The organism is Kribbella shirazensis (assembly GCF_011761605.1).
Lineage (GTDB): Bacteria > Actinomycetota > Actinomycetes > Propionibacteriales > Kribbellaceae > Kribbella > Kribbella shirazensis.
Map to the genome: position 1 here is coordinate 3,374,136 of NZ_JAASRO010000001.1, position 25,333 is coordinate 3,399,468.

Here is a 25,333-nt window from a genome sequence, read left to right on the forward strand (position 1 = left end):
CGTGGGAATTCTGAGCGCTGCCGTCGCGGCGGCTGCCACCGCCGGGCTCGAGCGCGCGGCGGAGAAGCTGCCGAAGGAGAACCGGGAACCGTTCGAGCGCACCAACCACCGGGGTGAACCGGTGACGCTGCTCGAGGGACCGGTGGCGGTGCTCGGTGCGCTGGCCGGCGTCGCCGCGTCACGCGGCAACGGCAAGGTGAAGACGGCCGCGCTGCTCGCCGGTGCCGTGTCAGGTGCGGTCGGCGCGTACGACGACCTGTGCGGGACCACGCAGGCGAAGGGATTCCGCGGTCACCTCAGCGCGTTGAAGCGCGGCGAGGTGACCAGCGGTGCGGTGAAGATCCTCGGCGTCGGCGCGGCCGGTCTCGCGGCCGCCGCCCTGCTGCCGCGGAAGTCGCGCGGTGCGAAGGCGGTCGCCGGGATCGTTGCCGACGGCGCCTTGATCGCCGGTACGGCGAACCTCACCAACCTCCTCGACCTGCGGCCGGGTCGTGCGCTCAAGGCCGTGACCGCTGTGAGTGCCCCGCTGGCCGTCGTGAACGGTCCGGCCGGTGCCGTCGTCGGCGCCGCCGCGGCCTCCGCGCCGTCCGACCTCGGCGAACGCTCGATGCTCGGCGACTCCGGTGCGAACGGCCTGGGCGCTATCACCGGCACGGCGCTCGCGGCGACCCTCCCGGGGCCGCTCAAGACCCTCGTTCTCGCGGCCGTCGTCGGCCTGAACCTGGCCAGCGAGAAGGTCAGCTTCACCAAGGTGATCGCCGACACCCCGGTCCTCGACAAGATCGACCAGTGGGGCCGACGCCCCAGGTGAGCAGGCTCGCCCGTGCCGCGCTGATTGTTGCCGCGGTCACCGTTCTGGCGCGGGTTGTCGGCTTCGGCCGGTGGTTGGTCTTCTCGAAGACGGTCGGCGCGGGGTGTCTGGCGGAGGCCTACACGACGGCCAACCAGCTGCCCAACATCCTGTTCGAAGTCGTTGCCGGTGGAGCGCTGGCCGGTGCTGTCATCCCGGTGCTGGCCGGTCCGGTGGCACGTGGCGATCGTGCCGCGCAGGGGCGGATCATCGGGGCGTTGCTGTCCTGGTCGTTCGTGCTGCTGGCGCCGGTCGCCTTACTGGCCTGGGTTCTGGCCGGTCGGTACACCGACGCGATGCTCGCTCCGGGCGCCGAGTGCGGCAGTACGACGGCGACCGCGACACGCATGCTGGCGATCTTCGTACCGCAGGTCTTCGGGTACGCCGTGGCGGTGATCGCGACCGCGGTTCTCCAGTCCCACAAGCGTTTCGCGGCCGGCGCGTGGGCTCCGCTGATCTCGAGCCTCGTTGTCGTCGCGACGTACTTCGCTTTCGCGGCGGCAGCGCCCGACGCCGAGGCCGCCTCGCGGGGCGACACCGACCTGCTGGCCTGGGGTACGACGGCCGGCGTCGCGGCGCTGGCGCTGACAGTCCTGATCCCGATGCTCCTCCTGCGGCTGCCGATCAAGCCCACGCTGCGCCTTGACCCCGGCGTAGGACCTGTACTCCGAAAGCTCGCATTCGCCGGCCTGGCGGTACTGGTCGCGCAACAGCTCACCTTCGTCGTCACGACGTACCTGGCGAACCACCGTGGCGCCGCGGGCAGCATCGCCGTCTACACCTGGGCGAACGCGGTCTACCTCCTGCCGTACGCCGTACTCGCCGTGCCGATCACCACAGCGGTCTTCCCGCGCCTGGCGGCCGCCTTCGAGTCGGGGGACCGTTTCGACTACTACGCCGCGACGTCCACCCGCGCGGTGATGCTGGCCGGCGGCGCCGGCGCCGCCCTGCTCGTCGGTACGGCGGTACCGGTCGCCAGGATCTTCGCGTACGACGACGGCGCGGTGCAGGAGTCGTGGGCGTCGGCTCTGGTCGACGGGTTGATGTTCTTCGCACCTGCTGCGATCGGGTTCGCAGTACTCATGCACGTCGGCCGGGTGCTGTACGCGCGGCACTGCGGACGTGAGGTGGCAGTCGTGACCTCTGTGGCGTGGGTGCTCGTCGCGGTCGCTGGTGTGGTGCTGACGGCTCAGTGGGCCGCAGTACCCGCGCTGGCTGCTGCCATGTCGGTCGGCATGGTTGCGGGGGCCGTTGTGCTGCTGGTGGTCCTGCGGCGGGAAGCGGGTGCCGGTGTGCTGGCGGGGCTCCCGCGTGCGACGCTGGCGGCGCTGGTCGGTGCCGCACTGGCCGGTGCGGCAGGCTGGGCCGTGTCGGTACCGGCTGGGGACGCCGGTCCGGGTACTTCGGTGTTGTTCGCGGCCCTGTCCGGACTCGCTGTCGTCGTCGTGTACGCCGTGGTCGTGCTTGCATTGGATCGCGCGGACGCCCGCGCACTCGTACGACGGGAGAAACCATGAGGATCGGGCTGCTGCTCGCGGAGTCGCGGGGCGGGATCGGGCAGCACGTCGCCTCGCTGGTGCCGCGGTTCGTGAGCGCCGGGCACGAGGTGCTGGTGTGCGCCCCGCCGGGCACGGCCGAGCACTTCGACTTCGGCCCGGCGACCGTCGTCACGCAGGCGGCCGGTCTGCGCGGCTGCGACGTCATCCACGCCCACGGCTACCGGGCCGGTATGACCGCGCTGCGGGACCGGTCACGGCTGCGTCCGCTGGTCGTCACCTGGCACAACGCGGTGATCGCAGCAGGCCCACGGGGCCTCGTGATGCGGATGGGCCAGCGGCTGGTCGCCAGGGGCGCTGACCTGACGCTGGGAGCGTCCAGCGACCTAGTGGACCTGGCGAAGAGCCTCGGCGCCCGCAACGCGCAGCTGGCACCTGTGGCCGCTCCAGCGATCCCCTGGATCCGTACGCCGCGTCGAGACGTCCGGCGTGAGCTGAGGCTCGCTGACCGGCCCATGGTGCTGACTGTGGGCCGGCTGGCGCCGCAGAAGGACTATCCGACCTTGCTGACCGTGGCCGCCCGCATACAGGAGTCGACTCCGGACGCCACGTTCGTGGTCGTCGGAGACGGGCCGCTGCGGGACAACCTGCAGGCGCGGATCGACGCGGAGCAGCTGCCGGTGCGGTTGCTGGGACACCGCAACGACGTGGCTGATCTGCTCGGCGCCGCGGACGTGTTCCTGCTCACGTCGCACTGGGAGGCCCGCGCGCTCGTACTCCAGGAGGCGATGCAGGTCGGCGTACCGGTCGTGGCGACCGCTGTCGGCGGCGTACCCGAGCTGGTCGGCGACAGCGCCGTACTGGCGTTCCCCGGGGACGCGGACGGGCTGGCGGACGGGGTCCGGGCCGTGCTCGCGGAGCCGGAGACCGCGAACGCTATGCGGACACGAGGCCGGGAGTTGGCCGCCCGATGGATGGACGAGGACGCGGTGGCGAAGAATCTCCTCGACATCTACGCGGGTCTCGTCGCGACCGGTGCTTGACAAGAGGTAGGCTGGAGGCCCGTGGACAGGGCTTCGAATTCCCAGCAGACCAAGCACGTATTCGTCACCGGTGGCGTGGCATCCAGTCTCGGTAAGGGACTGACAGCATCCAGCCTCGGCAGTCTGCTGACGGCACGGGGCATCCGCGTCACGATGCAGAAGCTGGATCCGTACCTCAACGTGGATCCCGGCACCATGAACCCGTTCCAGCACGGCGAGGTGTTCGTCACCAACGACGGCGCCGAGACCGACCTGGACATCGGTCACTACGAGCGCTTCCTCGACCGGGACCTCTCCCAGGTCGCGAACGTGACGACCGGGCAGATCTACTCGAGCGTGATCGCCAAGGAGCGCCGCGGCGAGTACCTCGGCGACACCGTCCAGGTGATCCCGCACATCACCAACGAGATCAAGGAACGGATGCTCGCGATGGCGGGCCCCGACGTCGACGTCGTGCTGCACGAGATCGGCGGCACGGTCGGTGACATCGAGTCGCTGCCGTTCCTCGAGGCGGCCCGGCAGGTCCGGCACGACGTCGGCCGCGACAACGTGTTCTTCCTGCACATCTCGCTGGTGCCGTACATGGCGCCGAGCGGTGAGTTGAAGACCAAGCCGACCCAGCACTCGGTCGCCGCGCTGCGGTCGATCGGTATCCAGCCGGACGCGATCGTGTGCCGCGCCGACCGGCCGATCCCGGACAGCGTGAAGCGCAAGATCTCGCTGATGTGCGACGTGGACGTCGAGGCCGTGGTGGCCGCGGTGGACGCGCCGTCGATCTACGACATCCCGAAGGTCGTGCACGCCGAGGGCCTGGACGCGTACGTCGTCCGCCGGCTGAACCTGCAGTTCCGCGACGTCGACTGGACCCGCTGGGACGAGCTGCTGCGGGTCGTGCACCACCCGAAGGACGAGGTCACGGTCGCGCTGGTCGGCAAGTACATCGACCTGCCGGACGCGTACCTGTCGGTCGCCGAGGCGCTGCGCGCGGGCGGGTTCGACAACGACGCCAAGGTGAACCTGCGCTGGATCGCCTCCGACGAGTGCGCCACGCCCGAGGCCGCGGCCCGGTTGCTCGGTGACGTGGACGCGATCTGCATCCCGGGCGGGTTCGGGGTGCGCGGGATCGAGGGCAAGATCGGCGCGATCCGGTACGCGCGCGAGCAGGGCATCCCGATCCTGGGACTGTGCCTGGGCCTGCAGTGCATGGTGATCGAGGTGGCGCGGCACCTGGCGGGGCTGGACCAGGCGAACTCCAGCGAGTTCGACCCGGACGCCGAGCAGCCGGTGATCGCGACGATGGAGGAGCAGAAGCACATCGTCGACGGCTCCGGCGACCTGGGCGGCACGATGCGGCTCGGGCTGTACCCGGCGAACCTGGCCGACGGCTCGATCGTCCGCGACCTGTACGGCGCCCCGTCGGTGCAGGAGCGGCACCGGCACCGCTACGAGGTGAACAACGCGTACCGGGACAAGCTGGAGACCGCCGGGCTGGTGTTCAGCGGGCTGTCGCCGGACAACGAGCTGGTCGAGTTCATCGAGCTGGACCGGTCCGTGCACCCGTACTTCGTGGCCACCCAGGCGCACCCGGAGCTGCGGTCGCGGCCGACCAAGCCGCACCCGCTGTTCTCCGGGCTGGTCGCGGCGGCGCTGGACCGGCAGCGTGAGTCCCGGCTCCCGGTCGAGGACCCGAAGCCGGCCGCTCAAAAGAACGCCGAGAAGACTGCCGAGAAGAAGACGGCGGTCAAGGCTCGATGACGGACTATCCCGAGCTGCGGTTCGGCGCCGGGCTGGCCGACCAGCCCGAGCGCTGGCCGGTGACCTCGTCGGAGACCGTGCACGAGACCGGCCGAGTGATCTCGGTACGCCGGGACGCCATCGAGCCGCCGGGCGGTGAACCGTTCGTCCGTGATGTCGTCGTGCACCCGGGCGCCGTCGGCGTGGTCGCCCTGGACGAGAACAACCGGATGCTGCTGGTTCGCCAGTACCGTCACCCGGTCGGCTACAAGCTGCTCGAGGCGCCGGCGGGTCTGCTCGACGTCCAGGGGGAGCAGTACCGGCTGGGCGGCGAGCGCGAGCTCTGGGAGGAGACCGCGACCAAGGCCGCCGACTGGCGGATCCTGGTCGACGCGTTCACCTCACCCGGGCTCACCGACGAGGCGGTCCGGATCTTCCTGGCCCGCGACCTGTCACCCGCCGACGAATCCTTCGAACGCCTCCACGAGGAGGCCGACATGGAAACCGTCTGGGCCCCGCTGATCGACGTCGTCGGCGCCGTCCTGGCCGGCCACCTCCAGAACCCCATCCTCGTCATGGGCTCCTTGGCCGCCTGGACCGCCCTCAACGGCCCCGGCTTCGAAACCCTCCGCCCTGCCGACTCCCCCTGGCCCGCGAAGGACCGCTAACCGCTAACATGCGCCGCACTCTGCCGGAGGATCGGCTCATGGCGAAGTCCGGGCTGGCGGTCACCCTCGGGCCGGGCGTGTGGGCCGGGCAGCGGCCGCAGGTGGTGGTGCCGGCGGGTGCCTGGCAGGCGGCCCGGCCCGGGGTGACACGATGCGCTGGACCTGCTCTACATCTGCGGTACGGCGGTATCTCCCGTGGTGAGTTCCGGTAGGTGCTCGCGGACCATGTAGCCGCCCGCGCAGATGATCCAGACCGCGGACAGCAGCAGCGGGATCGTGGTCATCAGCAGGCCGCCGGCGACGAACGTGCCGGAGGTGGCGAAGACGCCGAACGCGCCGAGGAAGGACACCACGGCGGCCAGCAGGGCGAGGTAGCCGAGCCAGTTCGGCATCACGTGCGTGCGCAGTACGCCCATCCCGGCCGCGGCCAGCGGCAGTGCCGCGGCGAAGCCGATCATCGTGGTCATGACCGCGGTCAGGTCGAACATCGACAGCGTGATGGCCTCGTCCCGGCCGTCGACGCCGAACGCCGTCGCGGCGGTCAGCCCCGCGTTCACGAAGATCGCACCGCCGACCAGTACCGAACCGGCCAGCAGCGCCAGGTGTACGTCGCTGCGCTCGGCCCGCTCGCGCATCGCCTCGGCGAACGCGGCCGCGAACCAGATGATCAGTCCGGCCGCGGCGGCCCACATCAGCGAGCTGAGCAGGAGCATGGTCCGATTGTCGGTGATCCAGGTCGTGATCGTGCTGTCCGAATCACCGACCGTCGGAGGAGTACCGGGCAGGAACCTGCCCAGTAGTGCCAGGACGACGAAGGCCAGTCCGGCGAAGCCGCCCCATCGCAACTCGTGTCGCTCGGTCATGGGAACACCTCCAACATGCACCACACCGTTGTGGTGCATCTACTGCTGATGTTCCCCCGTTCCGGCCCGGAATCAAGACCTATTCGAGGACGGTTGCGAGCGCCTCGTAGCCGGGCAGCAGGTCGACCCCTTCGGGCCCCAGTTGCTGGATGGCGACATGGTTCGCGCCGGCGTCGATATGGGCCTTCAGGCCCTCGGCGACTTCGACGGCGGAGCCGTGCAGCACCATCGCGTCGACCAGCCGGTCGCTGCCGCCGTCGGCGATGTCGTCGTCGCCGAATCCGAGCCGCTTGAAGTTCGTCGTGTAGTTGCTCAGCTGCAGGTACGGAGCCAGCCGATCACGCGCTGTTGCCCGGGCGATCTCCGGGTCGGTCTCCAGCACGACCATCTGCTCCGGCGCCAGCAGCACCCCACCGCCGAGGACCCGGCGCGCTTCCCGGGTGTGCTCGGGCGTGGTCAGGTACGGGAGCGCCCCGGCGGTGCGCGAGCCGGACAGCTGCAGCACCTTCGGGCCGAGCGCGGCCAGCGCGCGCCGGTCGACCGGCACCTTCGCGTCGTCGAGCTCGTCGAGATAGCTGACGATCGTCTCGTACGGCGACCGGTAGTCGTCGTTCCGCTCCCGGTGACCGATCCCGACACCGAGCAGGAACCGTCCCGGGTGCTCGTCCTCGAGCCGGTGGTACGACTCCGCCACCTCGGTCGCGGGCGAGTTCCACATGTTCACGATGCTGGTGCCGACGGCAACCGAAGTCGTTGCGGCCAGCAACACCTCGGCGTCCCGCAGCGCGGTGTCCGGCGAAGCGCCCAGCCACAGAGCGCCGTACCCCGCCCGCTCCAGCCCCGCCGCGAGTTCCGGGCCGAAATGCTGGGGTCCGTGCCAGACCCCGTAGCGTCCCAGTTCCATCGCCACGCCGTGCTCCTCTCGGTTGTTCGTCCTCGACGTGCAACCCGGGGCGGGCGGGCTCCATTCCACAGCATCCCTGACGCCCACGAATGCGCGTCAATGATCCTTGCCGTGTCAGAGGCAGGCGGCGATCTGCGGGATCCGGTCGCGGAGCACGGCGAGCCGGCGTTCGGTGCGTTCCGGTTCGCCGACCTGGGTGAGGTTGAGCATGCCGGGATTGCCCGCGAGCTGGCCGGCGCGCATCACCCGCGCGGAGCGTTCCGCGAGGACGGGTGCCGCCTCGAGAAGCTGCAGCGGCGTGAACGTTCCGCCGTACGACGAAGCCATCAGCCGAAGGCGTCCGGCCTGGTACTCCGGGTCCAACGGGATCGCCAGCGCATCGCGTCCGCCAGCACGTCGTCGGTACGCCGTACCCGGAAGGTAGTCGAGCACTTTCCGTCCGCGGTCGTCGTACCCGTGCACCCGCGTTCGATCTCGTCCTGCATGCGGTCGATCTTTGCCGGAATGCTTCCGTTGGGTTACCGCTGGGGTACCGGCAGCGCGTCGGATCACGATCAGACCATCCGGTCGGGTGGTATGAACCCTGCGGGCTACACTCGGCAGCGACCTGGCAACATCCCCTCAACCGCCGGGCCGCGGACACAACGAGGTGGGCCGCACTCCTGGATCGTGAAAGAAGGGCGAGTTGTGAAGGTCGGAGTTCCCAAGGAAGTCAAGAACCACGAGTACCGGGTGGCGATCACCCCGTCGGGCGTGCACGAGTTCGTGCGCAGCGGTCACGAGGTTCTGATCGAGCAGGGGGCAGGCGACGGTTCACTGATCCCGGACGACGAGTTCGTCGCCGCCGGGGCACGGATCGTGGCGGACGCGGACGACGTCTGGGCGGACGCCGAGCTTGTGCTCAAGGTGAAGGAGCCGGTGGAGGAGGAGTACCACCGGATGCGCAGGGACCAGGTGCTGTTCACCTATCTGCACCTGGCCGCCAGTCAGGACTGCACCGATGCGCTGCTGCGGTCGGGCATCACCGGGATCGCCTACGAGACGGTGCAGTTGCCGGACGGTACGCTGCCGTTGCTGGCGCCGATGAGCGAGGTGGCCGGCCGGCTGGCGCCGCAGTCGGGTGCGTACCACCTGATGGCGCAGGGCGGCGGGCGCGGCGTGCTCCTCGGTGGTGTGTCGGGCGTACACCCGGCCCGCGTCGTGATCCTCGGTGCGGGTGTTTCAGGGATGAACGCCGCCGCGATCGCGCTCGGTATGCAGGGGCAGGTGCAGCTGTTCGACCGCAACATCGCCCGGTTGCGGCAGGCCGACCAGATCTACCAGGGCCACCTGCTGACGATCGCGTCGAACGCGTACGAGATCGAGCGGGCGGTGCTGGAGGCCGACCTGGTCATCGGCGCGGTGCTGGTGGTCGGTGCGAAGGCTCCGAAGCTCGTCACGAACGACATGGTCCGCCGGATGAAGCCGGGCAGTGTGCTGGTCGACATCGCGATCGACCAGGGCGGCTGCTTCGAGGACTCGCGGCCCACGACCCACGCCGACCCTGTGTACAAGGTCCACAACTCACTGTTCTACTGCGTCGCGAACATGCCCGGTGCGGTGCCGAACACGTCGACGTACGCGCTGACGAACGTGACACTGCCGTACGCGATCGAGCTGGCGAACCTCGGCTGGCGGGAGGCGCTGAAGCAGGACCACAGCCTGGCGCTCGGCCTGAACACCTTCGACGGCCACATCACCTACGGTCCGGTCGCGGAGGCGCACGACCTGTCGCAGCTCAAGCTGGACGAGGTGCTGGTCTGACTATCGCCCGGGCAGTCAGTGCGTACCTGGACCACCTGACGGTGGAACGCGGCCTGGCCGCGAACACGCTGGCGTCGTACCGGCGCGACCTGCGCCGGTACGTCGGCTTTCTGGCGGAGGCCGGGATCGACGACCTCGGACGAATCACGGAGGCCGTGGTCAGCGACTTCCTCATGCGTCTGCGTGAAGGGGACGCTGACCATCCGCCACTGACCGCGTCCAGTGCGGGCCGGACCGTAGTTGCGGTCCGCGGCTTCCACAAGTTCTGTGTACGGGAGGGCATGACCGCAGTAGACCCTGCAGCGGCCGTGAAGCCACCTGTACCGCCGCAGCGGCTGCCGAAGGCCCTGTCTGTCGACGAGGTGACCAGGATCCTCTCAGCAGCCGCAGGGGCCGAAGCGGAGCCTGCTGTGCTGGCTACGCGGGATGCTGCACTGCTGGAGTTCCTGTACGGCACTGGTGCCCGCATCTCCGAGGCGGTCGGGCTGGACGTCGATGACATCGACCTGGACGCCGGAGCGGTCCTGCTGCGCGGCAAGGGCAGCAAAGAGCGGGTAGTACCCGTCGGCACGTACGCCCGTGAGGCGTTGTCGGCGTACCAGGTCCGCGGCCGCCCCGACCTGGTGTCCCGTGGCCGCGGTACTCCTGCGCTGTTCCTGAACGCCCGCGGCGGCCGCCTGTCCCGGCAGAGCGCCTGGACGGTACTGCGTCGCGCTGCACAACGGGCTGGGATCTCGAAGGAGATCTCACCGCACACGCTGCGGCACTCGTACGCGACGCACCTGCTGGACGGTGGGGCGGACGTCCGCGTCGTACAGGAGCTGCTGGGACATGCGTCGGTGACGACGACACAGGTCTACACACTCGTGACTGTCGACAAACTCCGCGAGGTCTACGCCACCTCCCACCCGCGGGCGCTGTAGGACCCGGTGCACGGCCCGTCTGAACGGTGTGCGATCATCTGGTTACGGCAGGTGATCCGGGAAGGGTGACCGGCCGGGTTCGGAGCTTGTTCGGAGCTTTGTCGACAAACCACCCCACCCCGGTGCGGAGTGGCTGGTTGAGAGTGCTTGAATGCACGCTTACAGTCGCTGGGATCGCCCGTATCGGTTGAAAGGTTTGACGAGTCATGAACGAGTCGACATTCCCGGGCACCGAACACGTGATGGGCCACCTTCCGGGCCGCGTTCCCGCCCCGGAGCCGGTCCAGCCGATCAGCACGCCACCCAGCGACCCGCCCCGTCCGGCCCCCGTGCCGGCGCGCGCCCTGCCCGACAACTATGCGGAGATGCCGAAGCCGACGGCCAAGCTCACCGCGGAGGACCTTGCACCCGTGAACGACGCGAACGGCCCGCGCCACAGGATCGGGCCGACAGGCCGGCCGGTGCCGGACCTGCCGATGCCCGAGCCCCCCACCAAGACCGGCCCGGCGCAGGTGATCGCGATGTGCAACCAGAAGGGCGGCGTCGGCAAGACCACCACCACGATCAACCTCGGTGCGGCGATCGCCGAGACCGGTCGCAAGGTGCTGCTGATCGACTTCGACCCGCAAGGGTCCGCCTCGATCGGTCTGGGCGTCCAGCCGCACGACCTCGAGCTGTCGGTCTACAACCTGCTGATGCAGCGCGACATCACTCCGGACGAGGTGATCCAGCCGACCCGGGTGGAGAACCTCGATCTGCTGCCGGCCAACATCGACCTGTCCGCGGCCGAGGTCCAGCTGGTCCAGGAGGTCGCGCGCGAGTACACGCTGCAGCGGGTGCTGGACCCGATCATCCCGCAGTACGACGTGATCCTGATCGACTGCGCCCCGTCGCTCGGTCTGCTCACCGTGAACGCGCTGACCGCGTCGCACGGCATCGTCGTACCGCTAGAGTGCGAGTTCTTCGCGCTCCGCGGCCTGGCCATGCTGACCGACACGATCGCCAAGGTGCAGGACCGGCTGAACCCGAAGCTGGAGATCGTCGGGATCCTCGGCACCATGTTCGACGGGCGTACGACGCACGCCCGGGAGGTCCTCGACCGGGTGGTCCAGGCCTTCGACGAACGCGTCTTCCACACCGTCATCCGGCGTACCGTCAAGTTCCCCGAGACCACGGTCGTCGGTGAACCGATCACGACGTACGCCCCCTCGTCCCAAGCGGCTACTCAGTACCGCGACCTTGCCAAGGAGGTGCTGGCGCGTTGTCCCGCCGGGTGAGCCTGCCAGGTGCCAGTGAACTCTTCGGGGGTGCGGCACCGAAGCAGACCAGACCCGAGAAGCGCACCACCACTGACGGACCGCCGGCGTCGACCGTGCGGTCCCGCACGACGGTCGTCGACGACCGCAAGTCGAGTGGTCGGATCCGTCACGACACGAAGATCACCGTGTACGTGACGGAGGAGGAGCTGCTCGGCCTGGAACAGACCAGACTCGCGCTGCGCGCGGAACACGGCCTGACGGCCGACCGGGGCCGGATCGTCCGGGAGGCGATCGACGTCCTGCTCGCCGACTTCGTCGACCACGGGCCGGACTCGGTGCTTGTACGGCGGCTCAAGGCCTCGGAATGAGCTCGTCGGACTCGGCGTCGCTGCCCCTGGACCTGCCTTCCGGTACGTCGGACGAGGTACCGACTGTTGCTGAAGGCAAGGGGTTCAGCGTCCACCTGGTCAACTTCGAGGGGCCGTTCGACCTGCTGCTGCAGCTGATCAGCAAGCACAAGCTGGACATCACCGAGATCGCGCTGTCGGTCATCACCGACGACTTCATCGCGCACATCAAGGCGCTGGGCTCGGAGTGGGACCTCGACCAGACGTCGGAGTTCCTGCTGATCGCGGCGACGCTGCTCGACCTGAAAGCGGCCCGGCTGCTGCCGAAGGGCGAGGTCGAGGACGACGAGGACCTGGCGCTCCTGGAGGCGCGGGACCTGCTGTTCGCGCGGTTGCTGCAGTACCGGGCGTTCAAGCAGATCGCGTCGCTGGTGCAGGAGCGGATGGCGCTGGAGTCGCGGCGGTTCCCGCGGGCGGTGGGGGTGGAGCCGCGGTTCGCGGAGCTGCTGCCGGAAGTACTGCTCGGGATCGATCCGGCCGGGCTGGCGGCGCTGGCCGCGAAGGCGATGGCGCCCAGGGACGACGTACCGCCCGGGGTGTCGCTCGCGCACCTGCACGCGCCGGCCGTCACGGTGCGGGAGCAGGCAGAGGTGATCGTGGACCGGCTGCGGCGGCAACGGAGCGCCACGTTCCGGTCCCTGGTGGCCGATTCACCCGACACTGTGACGACGGTGTGCCGGTTCCTGGCGTTGCTCGAGCTGTTCCGGGAGGCTGCGGTGTCGTTCGACCAGGTGACACCGTTGGGGGAGCTCACCATCCGCTGGACGGGTACCGACGAGGGTGAGATCGCTGTCAGCGACGAGTTCGACGAGGAACTCAAACCCGCGGACGAGTCCGGCGAGGCGCCGCACGTCGACGACGACCCCGACTTCCTCGAACCCGGCGCCAGCCACACCCACCCAGACGACCCCGCCCCAGACGAATCCGAGACGGCAAACCAGTGACCGACCACGACACCACCACAACCCCCGACCCCACCGACCACGCACCAGCCGACCAGGCCCAGACCAATCAGGCCGAGTTGACCGAGCAGGCGGCGCGCGCGGCGCGGGCGGAGACCGGACAGGCCGACGCCGCCGAGCAGGCCGAGACCGGGCAGATGTCGGCCGAAGCGGCCGATGACGAGACCGGGGTCGAGGGCGCGAACGAGGGTGGCGACGGCGCCGACGTCTCGGAGGACGAGGACGCCGACGGTGCGGACGGTGTCGACGGTGTCGACGGTGCGGACGGTGCCGACGGTGTCGACGGTGTCGACGGTGTCGACGGTGCGGACCTGTCCGGAGTCGAGAGCGCGGACGAAGGCGGCGACCCCGCCGGCGTGTCAGCGGACGAGAGCGACGACGCCGACGGTGCGGACGTGTCCCGCCACGAGGCCGGGGTCGCGGGCGGCGACGCCGTCGGCGTGTCAGCGGACGAGAGCGACGACGCCGACGGTGCGGATGTGTCCCGTGACGAGGGCGGGGTCGAGGGCGCCGAGGATGGCGGCGACGGTGCTGACGGTGCCGGGGACGACGTACGTGCCACCGAGTCCGCGGACGACGTACTTGCCACCGAGTCCGCGGACGACGTACTTGCCACCGAGTCCGCGGACGACGTACTCGCGGCGGACGTGTCGGGGGACGATGAGGAGCATTTGCCGGCGGGGCAGACCTCGGTGCCGGTCGGGGACGAGGTGGTTGTCGACGACGAGACGATGCGGCGGGCGCTCGAGGCGATTCTGATGGTCACGGACGAGCCGTTGCCGGTGCTGACGCTGGCGCGGGCGGTCGGGCGTCCCACCGGGGATGTCGCGGAGGCGCTCGCGGAGCTCGCGGCGGAGTACACCGAGCAGGGGCGGGGGTTCGACCTGCGCGAGGTGGGCGGCGGCTGGCGCTACTACACCCGCGTCGAGGCCGCGCCGTACGTCGAACGCTTCGTCCTCGACGGCCAGCAGGCGCGCCTCACCCAGGCCGCCCTCGAAACCCTCGCCGTGGTCGCGTACAAGCAACCGGTCAGCCGCGCCCGCGTCTCCGCGATCCGCGGCGTGAACGTCGACGGCGTGATGCGCACTCTCGTCGCCCGCGGCCTGGTCGAGGAGGCCGGCGCCGACACCGAATCCCAGGCGACCCTGTACCGCACCACCACGTACTTCCTCGAACGCATGGGCATGCAGTCCCTCGACGACCTCCCCGAGCTGGCCCCGTACCTCCCCGAAATGGACGACATCGAAGAGGAACTGGCCGCCCAATCCCTCCCACCCACCTCTCCGGAGGCCACCACCGAGCCCGAAGCCGACGCGGACGCCACACAAGGTGAGCCCAGCACGCCGGCAACACCGGACACCACCTCCGAGTCCACGACACCCAACGAGCACCCGGCCGAGGACGAGCCGCACCGGCCCGAAAACGCCGACCTCGCCGAGGACAAACCCGCCGAACCGACCGCAGGCGCTACCCAGGACGCCGCCACAGACGACGCCGCCCCAGAGGACGCCGTGGACGCCGTGGACGACGAGTCCGGCACTCCGGCCTCGGACGACGCCGCGGGCGACTCGGCGACGTCCGATGAGCTGACGGAGCCTGCCGAGGCTGTGGCGGACCTGCCAGAGCGCGACGCCGGCGCGGAGGACGAACCCACCGAGGCGACCGCAGGCGCTGAGCAGGACGCCGACGCCGTGGACGACATGGACGCCGAGGACGACGCTGACCTCGAGTCCGGTACGGCGGCCTCGGACGGCTACTCGGGTGGGTCCGCTACGCCCGACGAGATCACCGGCGATGCCGCGCCTGAGGCGTCGACGGCTGAGGACGCCGGCGCTGCGGAGGACGAACTCGGCGGCTCGCGGGGGGAGTTGGCGGCGGGTGCGGAGGATGTGGACGGGCTGGGTGCTGGTGGACGTGAGGGTGGGGTGCGGGATGGGGGATGACGCGGGGGTTCGGTTGCAGAAGGTTTTGGCTCGGGCGGGGGTGGCTTCGCGGCGGAATGCGGAGTTGATGATCGAGGAGGGGCGGGTCGAGGTCGACGGGCGGGTGGTGACGGAGTTCGGGGTGCGGGTGGATCCTGAGACGGCGGTCATCCGGGTCGACGGGGCGCGGATCCCGCCGGTCAGCGCCAACGTGTACCTCGTGCTGAACAAGCCCCGCGGCGTCGTGACGACGATGTCCGACCCGCAGGGGCGGCCGTGCATCACGGACTACGTGCAGGACCGCCCGGAGCGCCTGTTCCACATCGGCCGGCTGGACACGGACACCGAGGGGTTGCTGCTGCTCACCAACCACGGCGAGTTCGCGCACCGCCTGGCGCATCCGTCGTACGAGGTCTCCAAGACGTACGTCGCCGAGGTCGAGGGCAACGTCAAACCGGCCGTACCGCGCAGACTCCTGGACGGCGTCGAGCTCGACGACGGCCCCGCCCGCGCCGACACCGTGAAGATCATCTCGACGGTTCCCGGCCGCACCCTGGTGGAGATGAGCCTGCACGAGGGCCGCAACCGGATCGTCCGCCGGATGTTCGACGCCGTCGGCCACCCGGTGAAGCGCCTCACCCGCACCGCCATCGGCCCGGTCCGCCGCGGCAACCTCCACACCGGAGAGCTCCGCGAACTCGACTCCAGAGAGCTCGGTCAGCTGCTGGATCTGGTCGACCTGTAAGCAGGAGGCGACCGCCAGGCCATCACAATCGACCGGCGGGACGTCCGACGAGCGTGGTGCGGGCCGGCCGAGGCGATTGTGATGGCCTGGGCGTCGGCCTACTCGCCGGACAGTTGCTCGCGCTCCTGGTTGTCCTGGAAGCGCCGCGCGTGCGCCACCTCGGTGAACGTCCGCGGCACCTTCCCCAGCCCCCGGATCACGGTCGCGGTCCCGTTGGCGTGCCCGAACTCGTACAGGTACGGCGCCCCGGTCTCCTTGTCGACGCCCAGCACGATCGTCTTGAGACCGCAGCCGTTCGCGACCAGCGACTCGAACCCCTGCCAGGTGGATCGCCGCACCACCTTCACCACCGGAGGACCCGCGACCGGGATCCGGATGGTGTAGAGCGCCCCGCCCCGCGTGTTGGCGAGGAACGTGTCGTACGTCGCGGTCTGACTGATCAGGGTCATCGTCTTGACGGCGCTGAACCCGCTGTACGTCTCCTTCCGGCTGAACGCCGTACCGTCGACGTTCCAGCGCAGGATGGTGTCGCCGAGGAGCGCGTACGCGTTGTGCCGGACCAGTGTGGTGCCGCGGTTGAACCGTGAGCTCTCGAGGTAGCGCACGTCGCCCCAGCCGCCACCGATCGGGGTTCGCTTCACCGAGGCGGGATCGACGTCGCCGTAGAAGTCGTTCACCTCGTACGTCAGCAGGTACAGGCCAGTGCCCAGTACGACGTACTGCCGGCGGGACTCGCCGTTCTGCTCGGCGTTCATCTGCGTGCCGAGCCCACTGGTCAGACGGACCTGGTTGTCCGGCAGCAGGTCCTTGCCGCCCCAGCTGCTCGGGCTGGCGCCCGGAGGGACGACCCCGTACAGGCCACGCAGGATCAGGTCACCGCCGCTCGTGGTCGAGCCCAGCGACATCTGGCAGAACGGAACCTCACTGATGCTCGCTGTTGCCGGCGCCGTCTGAGCCAGCGCTCCGGCGGTCAGCGCGAGCCCGAGCAGGGCCGCTGCCCGCTTCCTGATCTTCATGGTCACTCTCCGTAGAGCAGAACGCCGGCCTCGGAACTGCCGGGGTAGTAGCGGAAGTACGTCTTGTCCTCAGGGGCGGCGAGCTGGTCGCCCACCCTGCCCAGGCCCTTGATGACCGTTGCGGTCCCGTTCGCGTGACTGACGGCGTACAGGTAGCCCCTCCGCGTGTCCTTGTCGATTCCGAGCAGCAGAGTGCTCTGGACGCCGCACTTCTCCGCGACGAGTGTCTCGAACGTCTGCCAGGTCGACGTACGGACCTTCTTCACCACCGGTGCGCCGCTCCGCGGGATCCGGATCGTGTACAGCGCCCCACCCCGGGTGTTGGCGAGGAACGTGTCGTAGGTGCGGGTCTGACTGATCAGCGCCATCGTCTTGACGGCCGAGAACCCGCTGTACGTCGTCTTGTTGCGCCAGACCGATCCCTCCACGGTCCACCGCGTGATGACGTCGCCCTGCAACGCGTAGGTGTGGGACGTCGACCGCTCCACGTAGGTCTGGTCGATCCAGCCGCCGCCCACCCTCGTCTTCTGGTACGACGCGGGATCGAGCTCACCGGTGGTCATGTCCGTGACGTACCGGAACCGGTAGAGATCGTTGACGATCCGCACGTACCCACTGCGCAGCATGCCGGACGGCGGATCCGGCTCCCATCCGACCGACGTCGCGAGCCGGACCTGGTCGACCGGGAACAGTCCCTTCGGCCCGACGTGTGGCGGCGACGCGGTCACCGGCGAGGTCGCAGTGATCTTCTGGAATTTGTGATCGCCCTGCACGGTCACCGTGCCCAGCGTCATCGAGCAGGGCGCACTGGCCCGCCCCGCAACAGCATCGGCCTGTCCTGGAACCAGTACCGCCGCCGTCATCGCCGCGCCCAGCACACCCGCGGCGATCCGCCCTCTTGTCATCCAGCCCCCTCCGAGGAGTCATGTCACTCACCTCGATGCCGGCTACCCCGAAAAGGTTAGGGACCAATCGAAGAACTTCCGGACCAGTCGCCGTACTGCGGGAACGCCGCAGCCGGACGCACCGACCAGGTGGGCCCGCGCTGCAGCTGTCATCAGGCCGGCCGACTGCAGTTGCGGGGCGAATGCGGCGTAGTCCGTCCAGATCCAGTGGTTCGCGTCGGACAGCTCCACACGCCGTACCGGACCGCCATGCGACATCAGTGCCGACCAGGTGCGGTCGAAACGCGCGTCCCGGAACCCGTCTGTGCCGGCCAGCAGCAGCGGCTTCTGAGTGCCGTGCTGGGCGATTGGATACAGCTCACCGTCCAGTGCGTCAAGGTAGCCCTCCAGGTTGGCAGCAGCCCGTACCAGCGCGTGCTCCAGCGACACAGCGGCCGTCGCACCGCCTGCAGAGTGCCCGTAGACGCAGACTCGACGCAGGTCGATTTGGTCATGCACTTCGGACAGGTGGTCGAGTACGAACCGCATGTCCGCGAAGCGCGTGTTCATCATCAGCCGCGACCGCACTGGGTCCGTCTGCACGTCCGGGCTGATCTCGATGACCCGCAACCGCCCGTCCGGGAACACCACCTCGCTGGCCTCACCAGGGTGGTCGATCGTCACCACGACGTACCCGTGACTGGCCAGGTCCTCTGCCACAGAGGTGCCGATGGTGCGTGGGTCCGCGCCGCCTGGGCTGTAGAGCAGCGTCGGCCGTCGACGGGGGAGTGCGGGCGCGTCGACGTACGAATGGGTCAGCGTGGCCGCCCAGTTCACTCCACTGGCCGGGAGCTCTGGGTGCAGGACACCTGCGTCCAGCCCCTTGAAGACCTCGGCTGCGGCTGGTGCGAGGTGCGGAGCGCGCTGATACCCCCGTACGACGGGTGCAGGGTAGAAGACCGTCAGTGCGATCTCACGGGTTGGTGCGCCGTTCCACGGGTCGGAGCGTGTCGGATCGACGAGTGCGCGGGTCGTCGTACCGACTGACCAAGGGCCGGTGGGAGCGGGGAGGCGCAATGTCAGGTCGCTGGCGGCCGCAGCGGTCTGAGCTGACAGAGCGGAGGCGGCGGTGGCTGTGGCGGTAGCCGTGAGGAAGGTTCGTCGTCTCATGTCCAGCACGTTGGCAGCCGCGCGCGCAGTGGTCGGCTGATCCGCCGGCATCTCCACCCGGAGTTACGGCCCCGGGTGGAGACGCCAGTCGAGGTCAGGCGCCGTTCAGGTGGACGCCTGCCAGGTTGTAGCGGAAGTACGAGTCGCCGGCCGGGAAGGTGGTCGGGACCTTGCCGAGGCCCTTGATGACCGTGGCGGCGCCGTTGGCGTGGCCGACGGCGTACAGGTAGCCCGCACCGGTGTTCTTGTCGATGCCGAGCAGCAGGGTCCCGTAGTTCCCGCACTTCTCCGCGATCAGCGTCTCGAACCCCTGCCAGGTCGACGTCCGGATCTTCGTCACCACCGGCTTGCCCGACCCCGTCGGCACCTGGACGGTGTAGAGCGCTCCGCCGTTCGTGGTAGCGAGGAAGGTGTCGTAGCGAGCCCCCTGGCCGATCAGGGCCATGGTCTTCACCGCCTTGAACCCGGGGAACGTAGTGCGGTACCGCCACCCGGTGTCGGTGACCGTCCAGCGGATGATGAGCCCGTTGAGCGGGTCGATGGCCAGCGAGTAGACGTTCTCCCGGCTGAACGACGTCCCCGAGTACTCGCTGCGCTCGACGTACTTGTAGTCGTCGCTCCACCCGCCGGCGATCAGGGTCTGCGTCACCGAACCAGGCACCACCGCGGTGCCGGTGCCGTCCGTCGTGTACGACGACCGGTACATGTTCGGACCGACGACGACCAGGCCCTGGCGCTGCTCGCCGGCCGGGACGACGGGTTCGTACCGCACCGAGCTGGGCAGCCGCGCCTGGCCGTCCGGATACAGGTCCTTCGGGCCGACCCGGCGGGCGCCCGCGGACGGGGTCGCGGTGATGGTCTGGACGGTGTGGTCGCCACCCGGCGTCACGGAGCCGAGCCGCAGCGAACAGGCAGCGGTGGCCCCGGCCGGTGCCGCGCCGGCAGGTGCGGCAGACGCGAAACCTCCTGCGAGCAGGACCCCGGCCGCGAGCGTTCGCCCGTATCTGATCATCTGAAAATCCTTTCGTCAGTGGTCACGATGCGGGCGGACAGCTCATTGTTGCGGGCATCAAAGGGATAACGCCGTACGACGGCGCGCCTGGGACGGCACCCGGTTGTCGGAACCGCGCCGTAGTGTGGGTGATGTGAACCGGCGAATCTTCGGTCTGGAGAACGAGTACGGCGTCACCTGTACGTTCCGCGGGCAGCGGCGACTGACCCCGGACGAGGTGGCTCGGTACCTGTTCCGTCGTGTCGTGTCCTGGGGGCGGAGCAGCAACGTCTTCCTCCGCAACGGAGCCCGCCTGTATCTCGACGTGGGCTCCCATCCCGAGTACGCGACCGGCGAGTGCGACTCGGTCACCGACCTGATCGCGCACGACAAGGCCGGTGAGCGGATCCTCGAGGGCCTGCTGGTCGACGCGCAGAAGCGGCTGCACGACGAAGGCATCTTCGGCGACGTCTACCTGTTCAAGAACAACACCGACTCGGCCGGCAACAGCTACGGCTGCCACGAGAACTACCTGGTCAGCAGGCACGGCGACTTCGCCAAGCTGGCCGACGTGCTGATCCCGTTCCTGGTCACCCGGCAGCTGATCTGCGGCGCCGGCAAGGTGCTGCAGACCCCGCGCGGCGCGGTGTACAGCGTCAGCCAGCGGGCCGAGCACATCTGGGAAGGCGTTTCCAGCGCGACCACCCGGTCCCGGCCGATCATCAACACCCGCGACGAGCCGCACGCGGACGCCGAGCGGTTCCGCCGGCTGCACGTGATCGTCGGCGACTCGAACATGTCCGAGACCACGATGCTGCTCAAGGTGGCCAGCACCGACCTGGTGCTGCGGATGATCGAGGCCGGCATCGTGATGCGCGACCTGACCCTGGACAACCCGATCCGGGCGATCCGCGAGATCAGCCACGACATGACCGGCCGTCGCGAGGTCCGGCTGGCGAACGGCCGCGAGGCGAGCGCCCTCGACATCCAGACGGAGTACCTGACCAAGGCGCGCGACTTCGTCGACCGCCGCGAGCTGGGCACACCGGCCGTCGAGCGGGCGCTGTCGCTGTGGGAGCGGACGCTGAAGGCGATCGAGTCCGGCGACATGTCGGGGATCGAGCGCGAGATCGACTGGGTGATCAAGTACCGGCTGATCGAGCGCTACCGCGCGCAGAACAACCTCGGTCTCGCCAGCCCGCGGGTGGCGCAGCTCGACCTGGCGTACCACGACATCCACCGTCCGCGCGGGCTCTACTACCTGCTCGAGCGCAAGGGCGCGGTCACCCGGGTCGTCGACGATCTCCGGGTCTTCGAGGCCAAGTCGGTGCCACCGCAGACGACGCGGGCCCGGCTGCGCGGTGAGTTCATCAAGCGGGCGCAGGAGCGGCGGCGCGACTTCACCGTCGACTGGGTGCACCTGAAGCTGAACGACCAGGCCCAGCGGACCGTGCTGTGCAAGGACCCGTTCAAGGCCCACGACGAGCGCGTCGAGAAGCTCATCGCCAGCATGTAGTTCCTGGCTAAATGATGAGCCTTGGTCGGCCTGTGCTGCTTACAAAGAGCACATGACGATCGAGATCCGGCCGATCACCGCGGCGGAGGCGAACGAGTACCTGCGCGTCCTGCCGTACGTGAACGGCTTCCCGCAGGAGGAGCCCGAGCCCTCGGCCTGGTACGCCGGTAGCGCGGCCTGGCCGCCACAGGTCCCTCCGACCGCTGCCCAGGTGGAGGAGTACGCCGCCGACCTGCAGGCGGACTGGATCCGCCCGCAGGCGGCGTTCGTGGACGGGAAGATCGCAGGTGCTTCGGCGATCGTTTCCGTCCAGGTCACCGTGCCGGGTGGGCAACAGGGCGCGCTGGGCGGTGTCACGTCGACCGCCGTACTGCCGACGTACCGGCGGCGTGGGCTGCTGCGGAAGATCATGTCCGCGATGCTGGACGACTGCCGGGAGCGCGGTGAGTTCCTGGCCGGGCTGAGTGCGAGCGAGGCGACCATCTACGGGCGGTACGGGTTCTCGCCGGCGACGTTCCAGCACCGGTGGGAGGTACGCCGTACCGACGTGGCCTTCCGCTCCGAGTTCACGGATCCGGGTGCGCTGGAGCTGGTGGACGGTGCGGTCGCGGGGGAGGCGTGGCCGGTGCTGCACGAACGCGTACGGGCTGAACGCGTGGGCGAGATCAGCCCGTTGCCCGGGAAGTGGGAGGGCCTCGCGGCCGGTGGGCTACCGGCGGACGGATCGGGGCCGGCGCACCACCTGCTGCATCGCGACGCGTCCGGTGCGGTAGACGGTGCCGCGATCTTCCGGTTGCCCTGGTCGCCGGACCCGGCGCAGACCGGCGTACTGCAGGTAGAAGCCTTCGAAGCGCTCACCTCCGATGCGTACCGCGCGTTGTGGGGTCTGCTGCTCGACTTCGACCTGACCAAGCGGGTCGTCGCCGCACGCCGGCCGGTAGACGAGCCACTGCGGTGGATGCTGACCAACCCACGGGCGCTCAAGCTGACCCGGACCCGGGACAACCTGTGGCTGCGCGTTCTCGACGTACGGCGGGCTCTCGAGGCACGCACGTACGCAGCGACGGATTCACTCGTACTGGACGTGTCCGACGACCTGTACGGCGCCGGCCGCTGGCGTCTGGACGCAGCACCCGACGGAGCGACCTGTACTGCGGTAGACGAGGAACCGGACATCAGTCTGACTGTGAACGAGCTGGCATCGCTCTACCTAGGTGGAGTCCGCGCGAGCGAGCTGTTGTACGCAGGACGGGTTCTGGAGCGCACACCCGGGGCGGTATCTCGTCTGGACGCAGTACTGCGGCCGGACCGCGCACCCCACAACGCTGTCGGGTTCTGAGCGCTGTGACTGTACGTGGTGTGACTCAACGGTGACGCGGGCGGCGGCTCTCGCGGTTGAACCCGCAGGCTAGGGTGGTCGGCGTTGTTGACCGGAGGCGATCGGCGCACCCTGCGCCGGGATGGTTCGAGGTGCTGGTTTCGTGCGCAAGCTGTTGAGTCTGGTCGTGGTCGCGGCGCTGGGGTCCTCCCTGGTGGCGTGCGGATCGGAGAAGGACGATTTCGGGGCCGGCGGGATCAAGGTGACCTCCGACTTCGGGCAGAAGCCGACCGTCACGCACCGCGAGGGTGAACCGGAGAAGCAACTGGTGACCGAGGTCCTCAAGGAGGGCGACGGTCCCGAGGTGAAGAAGGGTGAGCTGCTCACCGCGAACTACCTCGGCCAGATCTGGCGCGACGGCAAGGTCTTCGACAACTCCTACGACCGCGGCGCGCCGTCGTCGTTCCCGATCGGTGTCGGCGGCGTCATCTCCGGCTGGGACGAGGGCCTGGTCGGCAAGAAGATCGGCAGCCGCGTGCTGATGTCGATCCCGGCCGACAAGGGCTACAAGGAGCAGGGCAACGAGCAGGCCGGCATCAAGGGTGACGACACGCTGATCTTCGTCGTCGACCTGGTCGGCGCGGCGGCCAACAACACCCCGCTGGAAGCGAACCCGGTCACCCCGTCGACGCCCACCAAGATCACCGTTTCCGGCGCCCTCGACGCCGAGCCGAAGGTGACGGTCGCGCCCGGCACCAAGCCCCCGGCGAAGCCCGGCAAACCGGTCGTGTTCGCGCTCGGCAAGGGCAAGCCCATCGACAAGGGCAGCCAGCTGATCGGCCGGTACGTCGTCTACGACTACACCGGCAAGAAGCAGGCCAGCACCTGGGACCCCCAGCCGGCCACCCAGCAGGCCCCCGCGCAGCCGGCCGCTCCAACCGACCAGCTGCAGGTCGGCCCAGGCCCCAACGGTCAGACCGGCGCTCTCGACGGTCTTGCCGGCGTCACGGTCGGCAGTCGCGTCCTGGTCGAGCTCCCGGCGTCCAAGGACCAGGCCGGCAAGCCGGTCAACGCCTTCGCCGTCATCGACATCCTGAACGCCTTCCCGGCGCCGAAGCAGACCGGGCAGTAAAGGCCCGAGTTCCACCGAAGGACCGGCTCCCAGTACGGGAGGCCGGTCCTTCGGCGTTTCAGCGCGTCCGCCGCACCGGGCGGCGACTGAACCAGCGGTTCGCGTCCGGCTGGAAGCTGAGCAGGATCGCCGTGACGACCGCGGTGAGGTGGACGCACCTGACCGCGGCGAAGGCGATGAACGAGGCGGACCAGTCCAGCGTGCCGAAGTCACCGTTCTGCAGGAGCCAGCCGATCGGACCCACCACCAGCGAGGCGATGCCGACCGTGCCGAGCAGACCGGTGAGCAGCCAGCGGGACCAGCGGACGCCGTGGCGGAAGTAGCGGTCGACAACCACGAAGAGTCCGCCGTACACGATCGCGCGGAACGCGATCTGGAGAAGCAGCCCGAAGACGGAGGATCCGTCGGCGAGGGCGCCGAGGACACCGAGGACGGACTCCACGACACCGGCACCGATCGCGGCGAACCACAGCGTGGTCGCGCTCCGGACGGCCAGCGGCGGCTCCGGTAGTACCACGTCGTGGATGGTGAGATCGCGATGCCTGGTGCTGTTCATGCAACCACTGTCACCGCGCAGCCGCTCCGGAACAGGAGTGCTGCAACCACAGTCCAGGTGGACCTGGATCCACCGTTCAGCCGCGCTCCGGGGCCGGGACGTCCACCAGTCCGGCTGCGTGGCGGCCTGCTGCGGCTGCGGCCTCGAAGTACGCGCGGTCCTCGTCCAGGCCGCGGCCCATGGTCGACAGCTTCACCGGGGCTGCCTGCAAGGCCTCGTACAGCCCGTCGACTCCTGTTCGCACCACTCGGTGCCTGGCCTTCAGGGGCTCGGCGGCGTCGCGCACGGCATCACCGAAGTCGCCCGGCAGATCAGGTACGACGACATCGGCCGGCTGGAGCGCCACGCGGCCGTAGGCGGTCAGGCTGTGGTGGGAGATGCCACGGTGCCGTGGACGGGGGTCTGCTTCGGAGATCCGCAGTGAGGCGACAGCGCGGCCGCCCAGAGTGCCGATCGCATTGACCGCCTCACCCGACTGCACGCCCGAGAAGCCCCAGCGAGTACCTGTGCCCAGGTTGCCCGGTCCCTGCGTGATGACGACCAGTTCGGCCGCCAGCACCTGTACGGCGGTCAACAGCCCGGTGTGGACAGTCACCGCTTCACGGTCCCCGCCGTACGCCTGACCGACCGTCACAGTCCCACTGACCCAGCCGGCGTCCCGCAGCGTTGCCACGCTCCGCGAGAACGCCAGCGGCAGCGCACCGCCATCCGTCATCACGTAGACGACCCGTGTGGTCGGCCGCGCCTCGTACACACCGGCGAGCACAGCGGGCAGTGCGGAGTGCAGATCCGCGACTACAACCGGCGTACCGAACAGGTCGTCCGCGTCCCGCAGTACGTCGTGGTCGGGGGAGTCCTGCTCGTCCGCACCGAGCACCATCGCCTGCAGCGGCGTGTACCGCGCTTTCACCAGGTGCCCGTGCTCCGGCGGGTCCTCCGGGAGCCTGTCCGGTACGGCGACCACCAGGGCGTAACCACCTGTCCCCAGACCGCGGTCCAGTGCGCCGACGTTGAGCAGCACGCGGTCGCCAGGCACCGGCGTACCGACCAGGTCCGGGTACGCCAGCGCGCGCACAGACTGTTCTCCGACCGTCACTGTCAGTTCGAGCGCACCGGCCCAGCTCCGTCCGACCTGTGCGACCACACCGTCCCGCCACCGAATCACGTGCCG

Annotated in this window: 24 protein-coding genes; 15 read left to right on the forward strand and 9 right to left on the reverse strand. The window is 69.4% G+C overall.

All coding sequences use genetic code 11. The features are described from left to right. Nucleotide 1: 1 nt before the first annotated feature. The 5 genes from BJY22_RS16625 to BJY22_RS16645 are packed head-to-tail and all read left to right on the forward strand — an operon-like array spanning nucleotide 2 to nucleotide 5,791. Nucleotides 2-811 carry a hypothetical protein gene (locus BJY22_RS16625; protein ID WP_167207789.1) on the forward strand — a complete coding sequence of 270 codons (810 nt, stop codon included), beginning with the start codon at nucleotides 2-4 and terminating at the stop codon, nucleotides 809-811. Further along, nucleotides 790-2,367: a murein biosynthesis integral membrane protein MurJ gene (murJ, locus tag BJY22_RS16630; protein WP_337758744.1), complete on the forward strand. Its 1,578-nt coding sequence runs from the start codon at nucleotides 790-792 to the stop codon at nucleotides 2,365-2,367. The genes BJY22_RS16625 and murJ overlap by 22 nt, the downstream gene beginning before the upstream one ends. Continuing rightward, nucleotides 2,364-3,389: a glycosyltransferase family 4 protein gene (locus BJY22_RS16635; RefSeq protein ID WP_167207791.1), complete on the forward strand. Its 1,026-nt coding sequence runs from the start codon at nucleotides 2,364-2,366 to the stop codon at nucleotides 3,387-3,389. The genes murJ and BJY22_RS16635 overlap by 4 nt, the downstream gene beginning before the upstream one ends. A 21-nt stretch (nucleotides 3,390-3,410) precedes the next feature. Continuing rightward, nucleotides 3,411-5,144, forward strand: coding sequence for a CTP synthase (locus tag BJY22_RS16640; RefSeq protein WP_167207793.1), 1,734 nt, complete (start codon nucleotides 3,411-3,413; stop codon nucleotides 5,142-5,144). After that, a complete protein-coding gene (locus BJY22_RS16645) occupies nucleotides 5,141-5,791 on the forward strand; it encodes an NUDIX domain-containing protein (protein ID WP_167207795.1) in 651 nt (216 codons plus the stop codon). The genes BJY22_RS16640 and BJY22_RS16645 overlap by 4 nt, the downstream gene beginning before the upstream one ends. A 167-nt stretch (nucleotides 5,792-5,958) precedes the next feature. Here the strand turns inward: BJY22_RS16645 and BJY22_RS16650 are convergent, their stop codons facing one another. The 3 genes from BJY22_RS16650 to BJY22_RS16660 all read right to left on the reverse strand — a co-directional run bounded on the left by BJY22_RS16650 (nucleotide 5,959) and on the right by BJY22_RS16660 (nucleotide 8,020). Continuing rightward, the gene (locus tag BJY22_RS16650; RefSeq protein ID WP_167207797.1) at nucleotides 5,959-6,654 is read right to left on the reverse strand and encodes a hypothetical protein; all 696 of its coding nucleotides are present in this window, start codon (nucleotides 6,652-6,654) and stop codon (nucleotides 5,959-5,961) included. Between the two features lie 79 nt (nucleotides 6,655-6,733). Next, nucleotides 6,734-7,558 (reverse strand): LLM class F420-dependent oxidoreductase, encoded by an 825-nt coding sequence (locus BJY22_RS16655; RefSeq protein WP_167218320.1) that lies wholly within the window; start codon nucleotides 7,556-7,558, stop codon nucleotides 6,734-6,736. Between the two features lie 114 nt (nucleotides 7,559-7,672). Continuing rightward, entirely contained in the window at nucleotides 7,673-8,020 is a 348-nt protein-coding gene (locus BJY22_RS16660) for a hypothetical protein (RefSeq protein ID WP_167207799.1), read from the reverse strand. 225 nt (nucleotides 8,021-8,245) lie between these two features. On the opposite strand from BJY22_RS16660, the gene ald reads away from it, so the two are divergent. The 7 genes from ald to BJY22_RS16695 all read left to right on the forward strand — a co-directional run bounded on the left by ald (nucleotide 8,246) and on the right by BJY22_RS16695 (nucleotide 15,579). Beyond that, entirely contained in the window at nucleotides 8,246-9,361 is a 1,116-nt protein-coding gene (ald, locus tag BJY22_RS16665) for an alanine dehydrogenase (RefSeq protein ID WP_167207800.1), read from the forward strand. Next, nucleotides 9,358-10,284 (forward strand): site-specific tyrosine recombinase XerD, encoded by a 927-nt coding sequence (xerD, locus tag BJY22_RS16670; protein WP_167218322.1) that lies wholly within the window; start codon nucleotides 9,358-9,360, stop codon nucleotides 10,282-10,284. The genes ald and xerD overlap by 4 nt, the downstream gene beginning before the upstream one ends. 206 nt (nucleotides 10,285-10,490) lie before the next feature. Beyond that, complete coding sequence (locus tag BJY22_RS16675) at nucleotides 10,491-11,561, forward strand: ParA family protein (protein WP_337758745.1); 1,071 nt, start codon at nucleotides 10,491-10,493, stop codon at nucleotides 11,559-11,561. Further along, nucleotides 11,546-11,911, forward strand: a complete 366-nt coding sequence (locus BJY22_RS16680) for a hypothetical protein (RefSeq protein ID WP_167207801.1) — start codon at nucleotides 11,546-11,548, stop codon at nucleotides 11,909-11,911. Before BJY22_RS16675 ends, BJY22_RS16680 begins: the two co-directional genes overlap by 16 nt. Then, entirely contained in the window at nucleotides 11,908-12,894 is a 987-nt protein-coding gene (locus BJY22_RS16685) for a segregation and condensation protein A (RefSeq protein WP_167207803.1), read from the forward strand. Before BJY22_RS16680 ends, BJY22_RS16685 begins: the two co-directional genes overlap by 4 nt. Next, the gene (gene scpB / locus BJY22_RS42950; protein ID WP_337758746.1) at nucleotides 12,891-14,855 is read left to right on the forward strand and encodes an SMC-Scp complex subunit ScpB; all 1,965 of its coding nucleotides are present in this window, start codon (nucleotides 12,891-12,893) and stop codon (nucleotides 14,853-14,855) included. Before BJY22_RS16685 ends, scpB begins: the two co-directional genes overlap by 4 nt. Beyond that, entirely contained in the window at nucleotides 14,845-15,579 is a 735-nt protein-coding gene (locus BJY22_RS16695; protein WP_167207805.1) for a pseudouridine synthase, read from the forward strand. The genes scpB and BJY22_RS16695 overlap by 11 nt, the downstream gene beginning before the upstream one ends. Before the next feature lie 98 nt (nucleotides 15,580-15,677). Here BJY22_RS16695 and BJY22_RS16700 read toward each other — a convergent pair whose 3' ends face one another. From BJY22_RS16700 to BJY22_RS16715, 4 genes are all read right to left on the reverse strand, one after another. Beyond that, a complete protein-coding gene (locus BJY22_RS16700) occupies nucleotides 15,678-16,595 on the reverse strand; it encodes a hypothetical protein (RefSeq protein ID WP_167207807.1) in 918 nt (305 codons plus the stop codon). 2 nt (nucleotides 16,596-16,597) lie between these two features. Then, on the reverse strand, nucleotides 16,598-17,500 hold the full coding sequence (locus tag BJY22_RS16705; RefSeq protein WP_167207809.1) for a hypothetical protein: 903 nt from the start codon (nucleotides 17,498-17,500) through the stop codon (nucleotides 16,598-16,600). 42 nt (nucleotides 17,501-17,542) lie between these two features. Then, nucleotides 17,543-18,649 carry an alpha/beta hydrolase gene (locus BJY22_RS16710; protein WP_202891141.1) on the reverse strand — a complete coding sequence of 369 codons (1,107 nt, stop codon included), beginning with the start codon at nucleotides 18,647-18,649 and terminating at the stop codon, nucleotides 17,543-17,545. 94 nt (nucleotides 18,650-18,743) lie between these two features. Beyond that, nucleotides 18,744-19,661 carry a hypothetical protein gene (locus tag BJY22_RS16715; RefSeq protein ID WP_238350381.1) on the reverse strand — a complete coding sequence of 306 codons (918 nt, stop codon included), beginning with the start codon at nucleotides 19,659-19,661 and terminating at the stop codon, nucleotides 18,744-18,746. Nucleotides 19,662-19,794: 133 nt separating this feature from the next. Between BJY22_RS16715 and pafA the strand changes: the two genes are divergently transcribed. The 3 genes from pafA (at nucleotide 19,795) to BJY22_RS16730 (ending at nucleotide 23,606) form a co-directional block, all read left to right on the forward strand. After that, a complete protein-coding gene (gene pafA, locus BJY22_RS16720; protein ID WP_167207811.1) occupies nucleotides 19,795-21,156 on the forward strand; it encodes a Pup--protein ligase in 1,362 nt (453 codons plus the stop codon). A 52-nt stretch (nucleotides 21,157-21,208) separates the two neighbouring features. Further along, nucleotides 21,209-22,495 carry a GNAT family N-acetyltransferase gene (locus BJY22_RS16725; protein WP_167207812.1) on the forward strand — a complete coding sequence of 429 codons (1,287 nt, stop codon included), beginning with the start codon at nucleotides 21,209-21,211 and terminating at the stop codon, nucleotides 22,493-22,495. Between the two features lie 142 nt (nucleotides 22,496-22,637). Beyond that, nucleotides 22,638-23,606 carry an FKBP-type peptidyl-prolyl cis-trans isomerase gene (locus tag BJY22_RS16730; protein ID WP_167207814.1) on the forward strand — a complete coding sequence of 323 codons (969 nt, stop codon included), beginning with the start codon at nucleotides 22,638-22,640 and terminating at the stop codon, nucleotides 23,604-23,606. A gap of 58 nt (nucleotides 23,607-23,664) precedes the next feature. Here the strand turns inward: BJY22_RS16730 and BJY22_RS16735 are convergent, their stop codons facing one another. Together BJY22_RS16735 and BJY22_RS16740 are read right to left on the reverse strand one after the other, a co-directional pair. After that, complete coding sequence (locus tag BJY22_RS16735) at nucleotides 23,665-24,162, reverse strand: hypothetical protein (RefSeq protein WP_167207816.1); 498 nt, start codon at nucleotides 24,160-24,162, stop codon at nucleotides 23,665-23,667. 76 nt (nucleotides 24,163-24,238) lie between these two features. Then, entirely contained in the window at nucleotides 24,239-25,327 is a 1,089-nt protein-coding gene (locus BJY22_RS16740) for a DUF3866 family protein (RefSeq protein WP_167207818.1), read from the reverse strand. Between the last annotated feature and the right edge of the window lie 6 nt (nucleotides 25,328-25,333).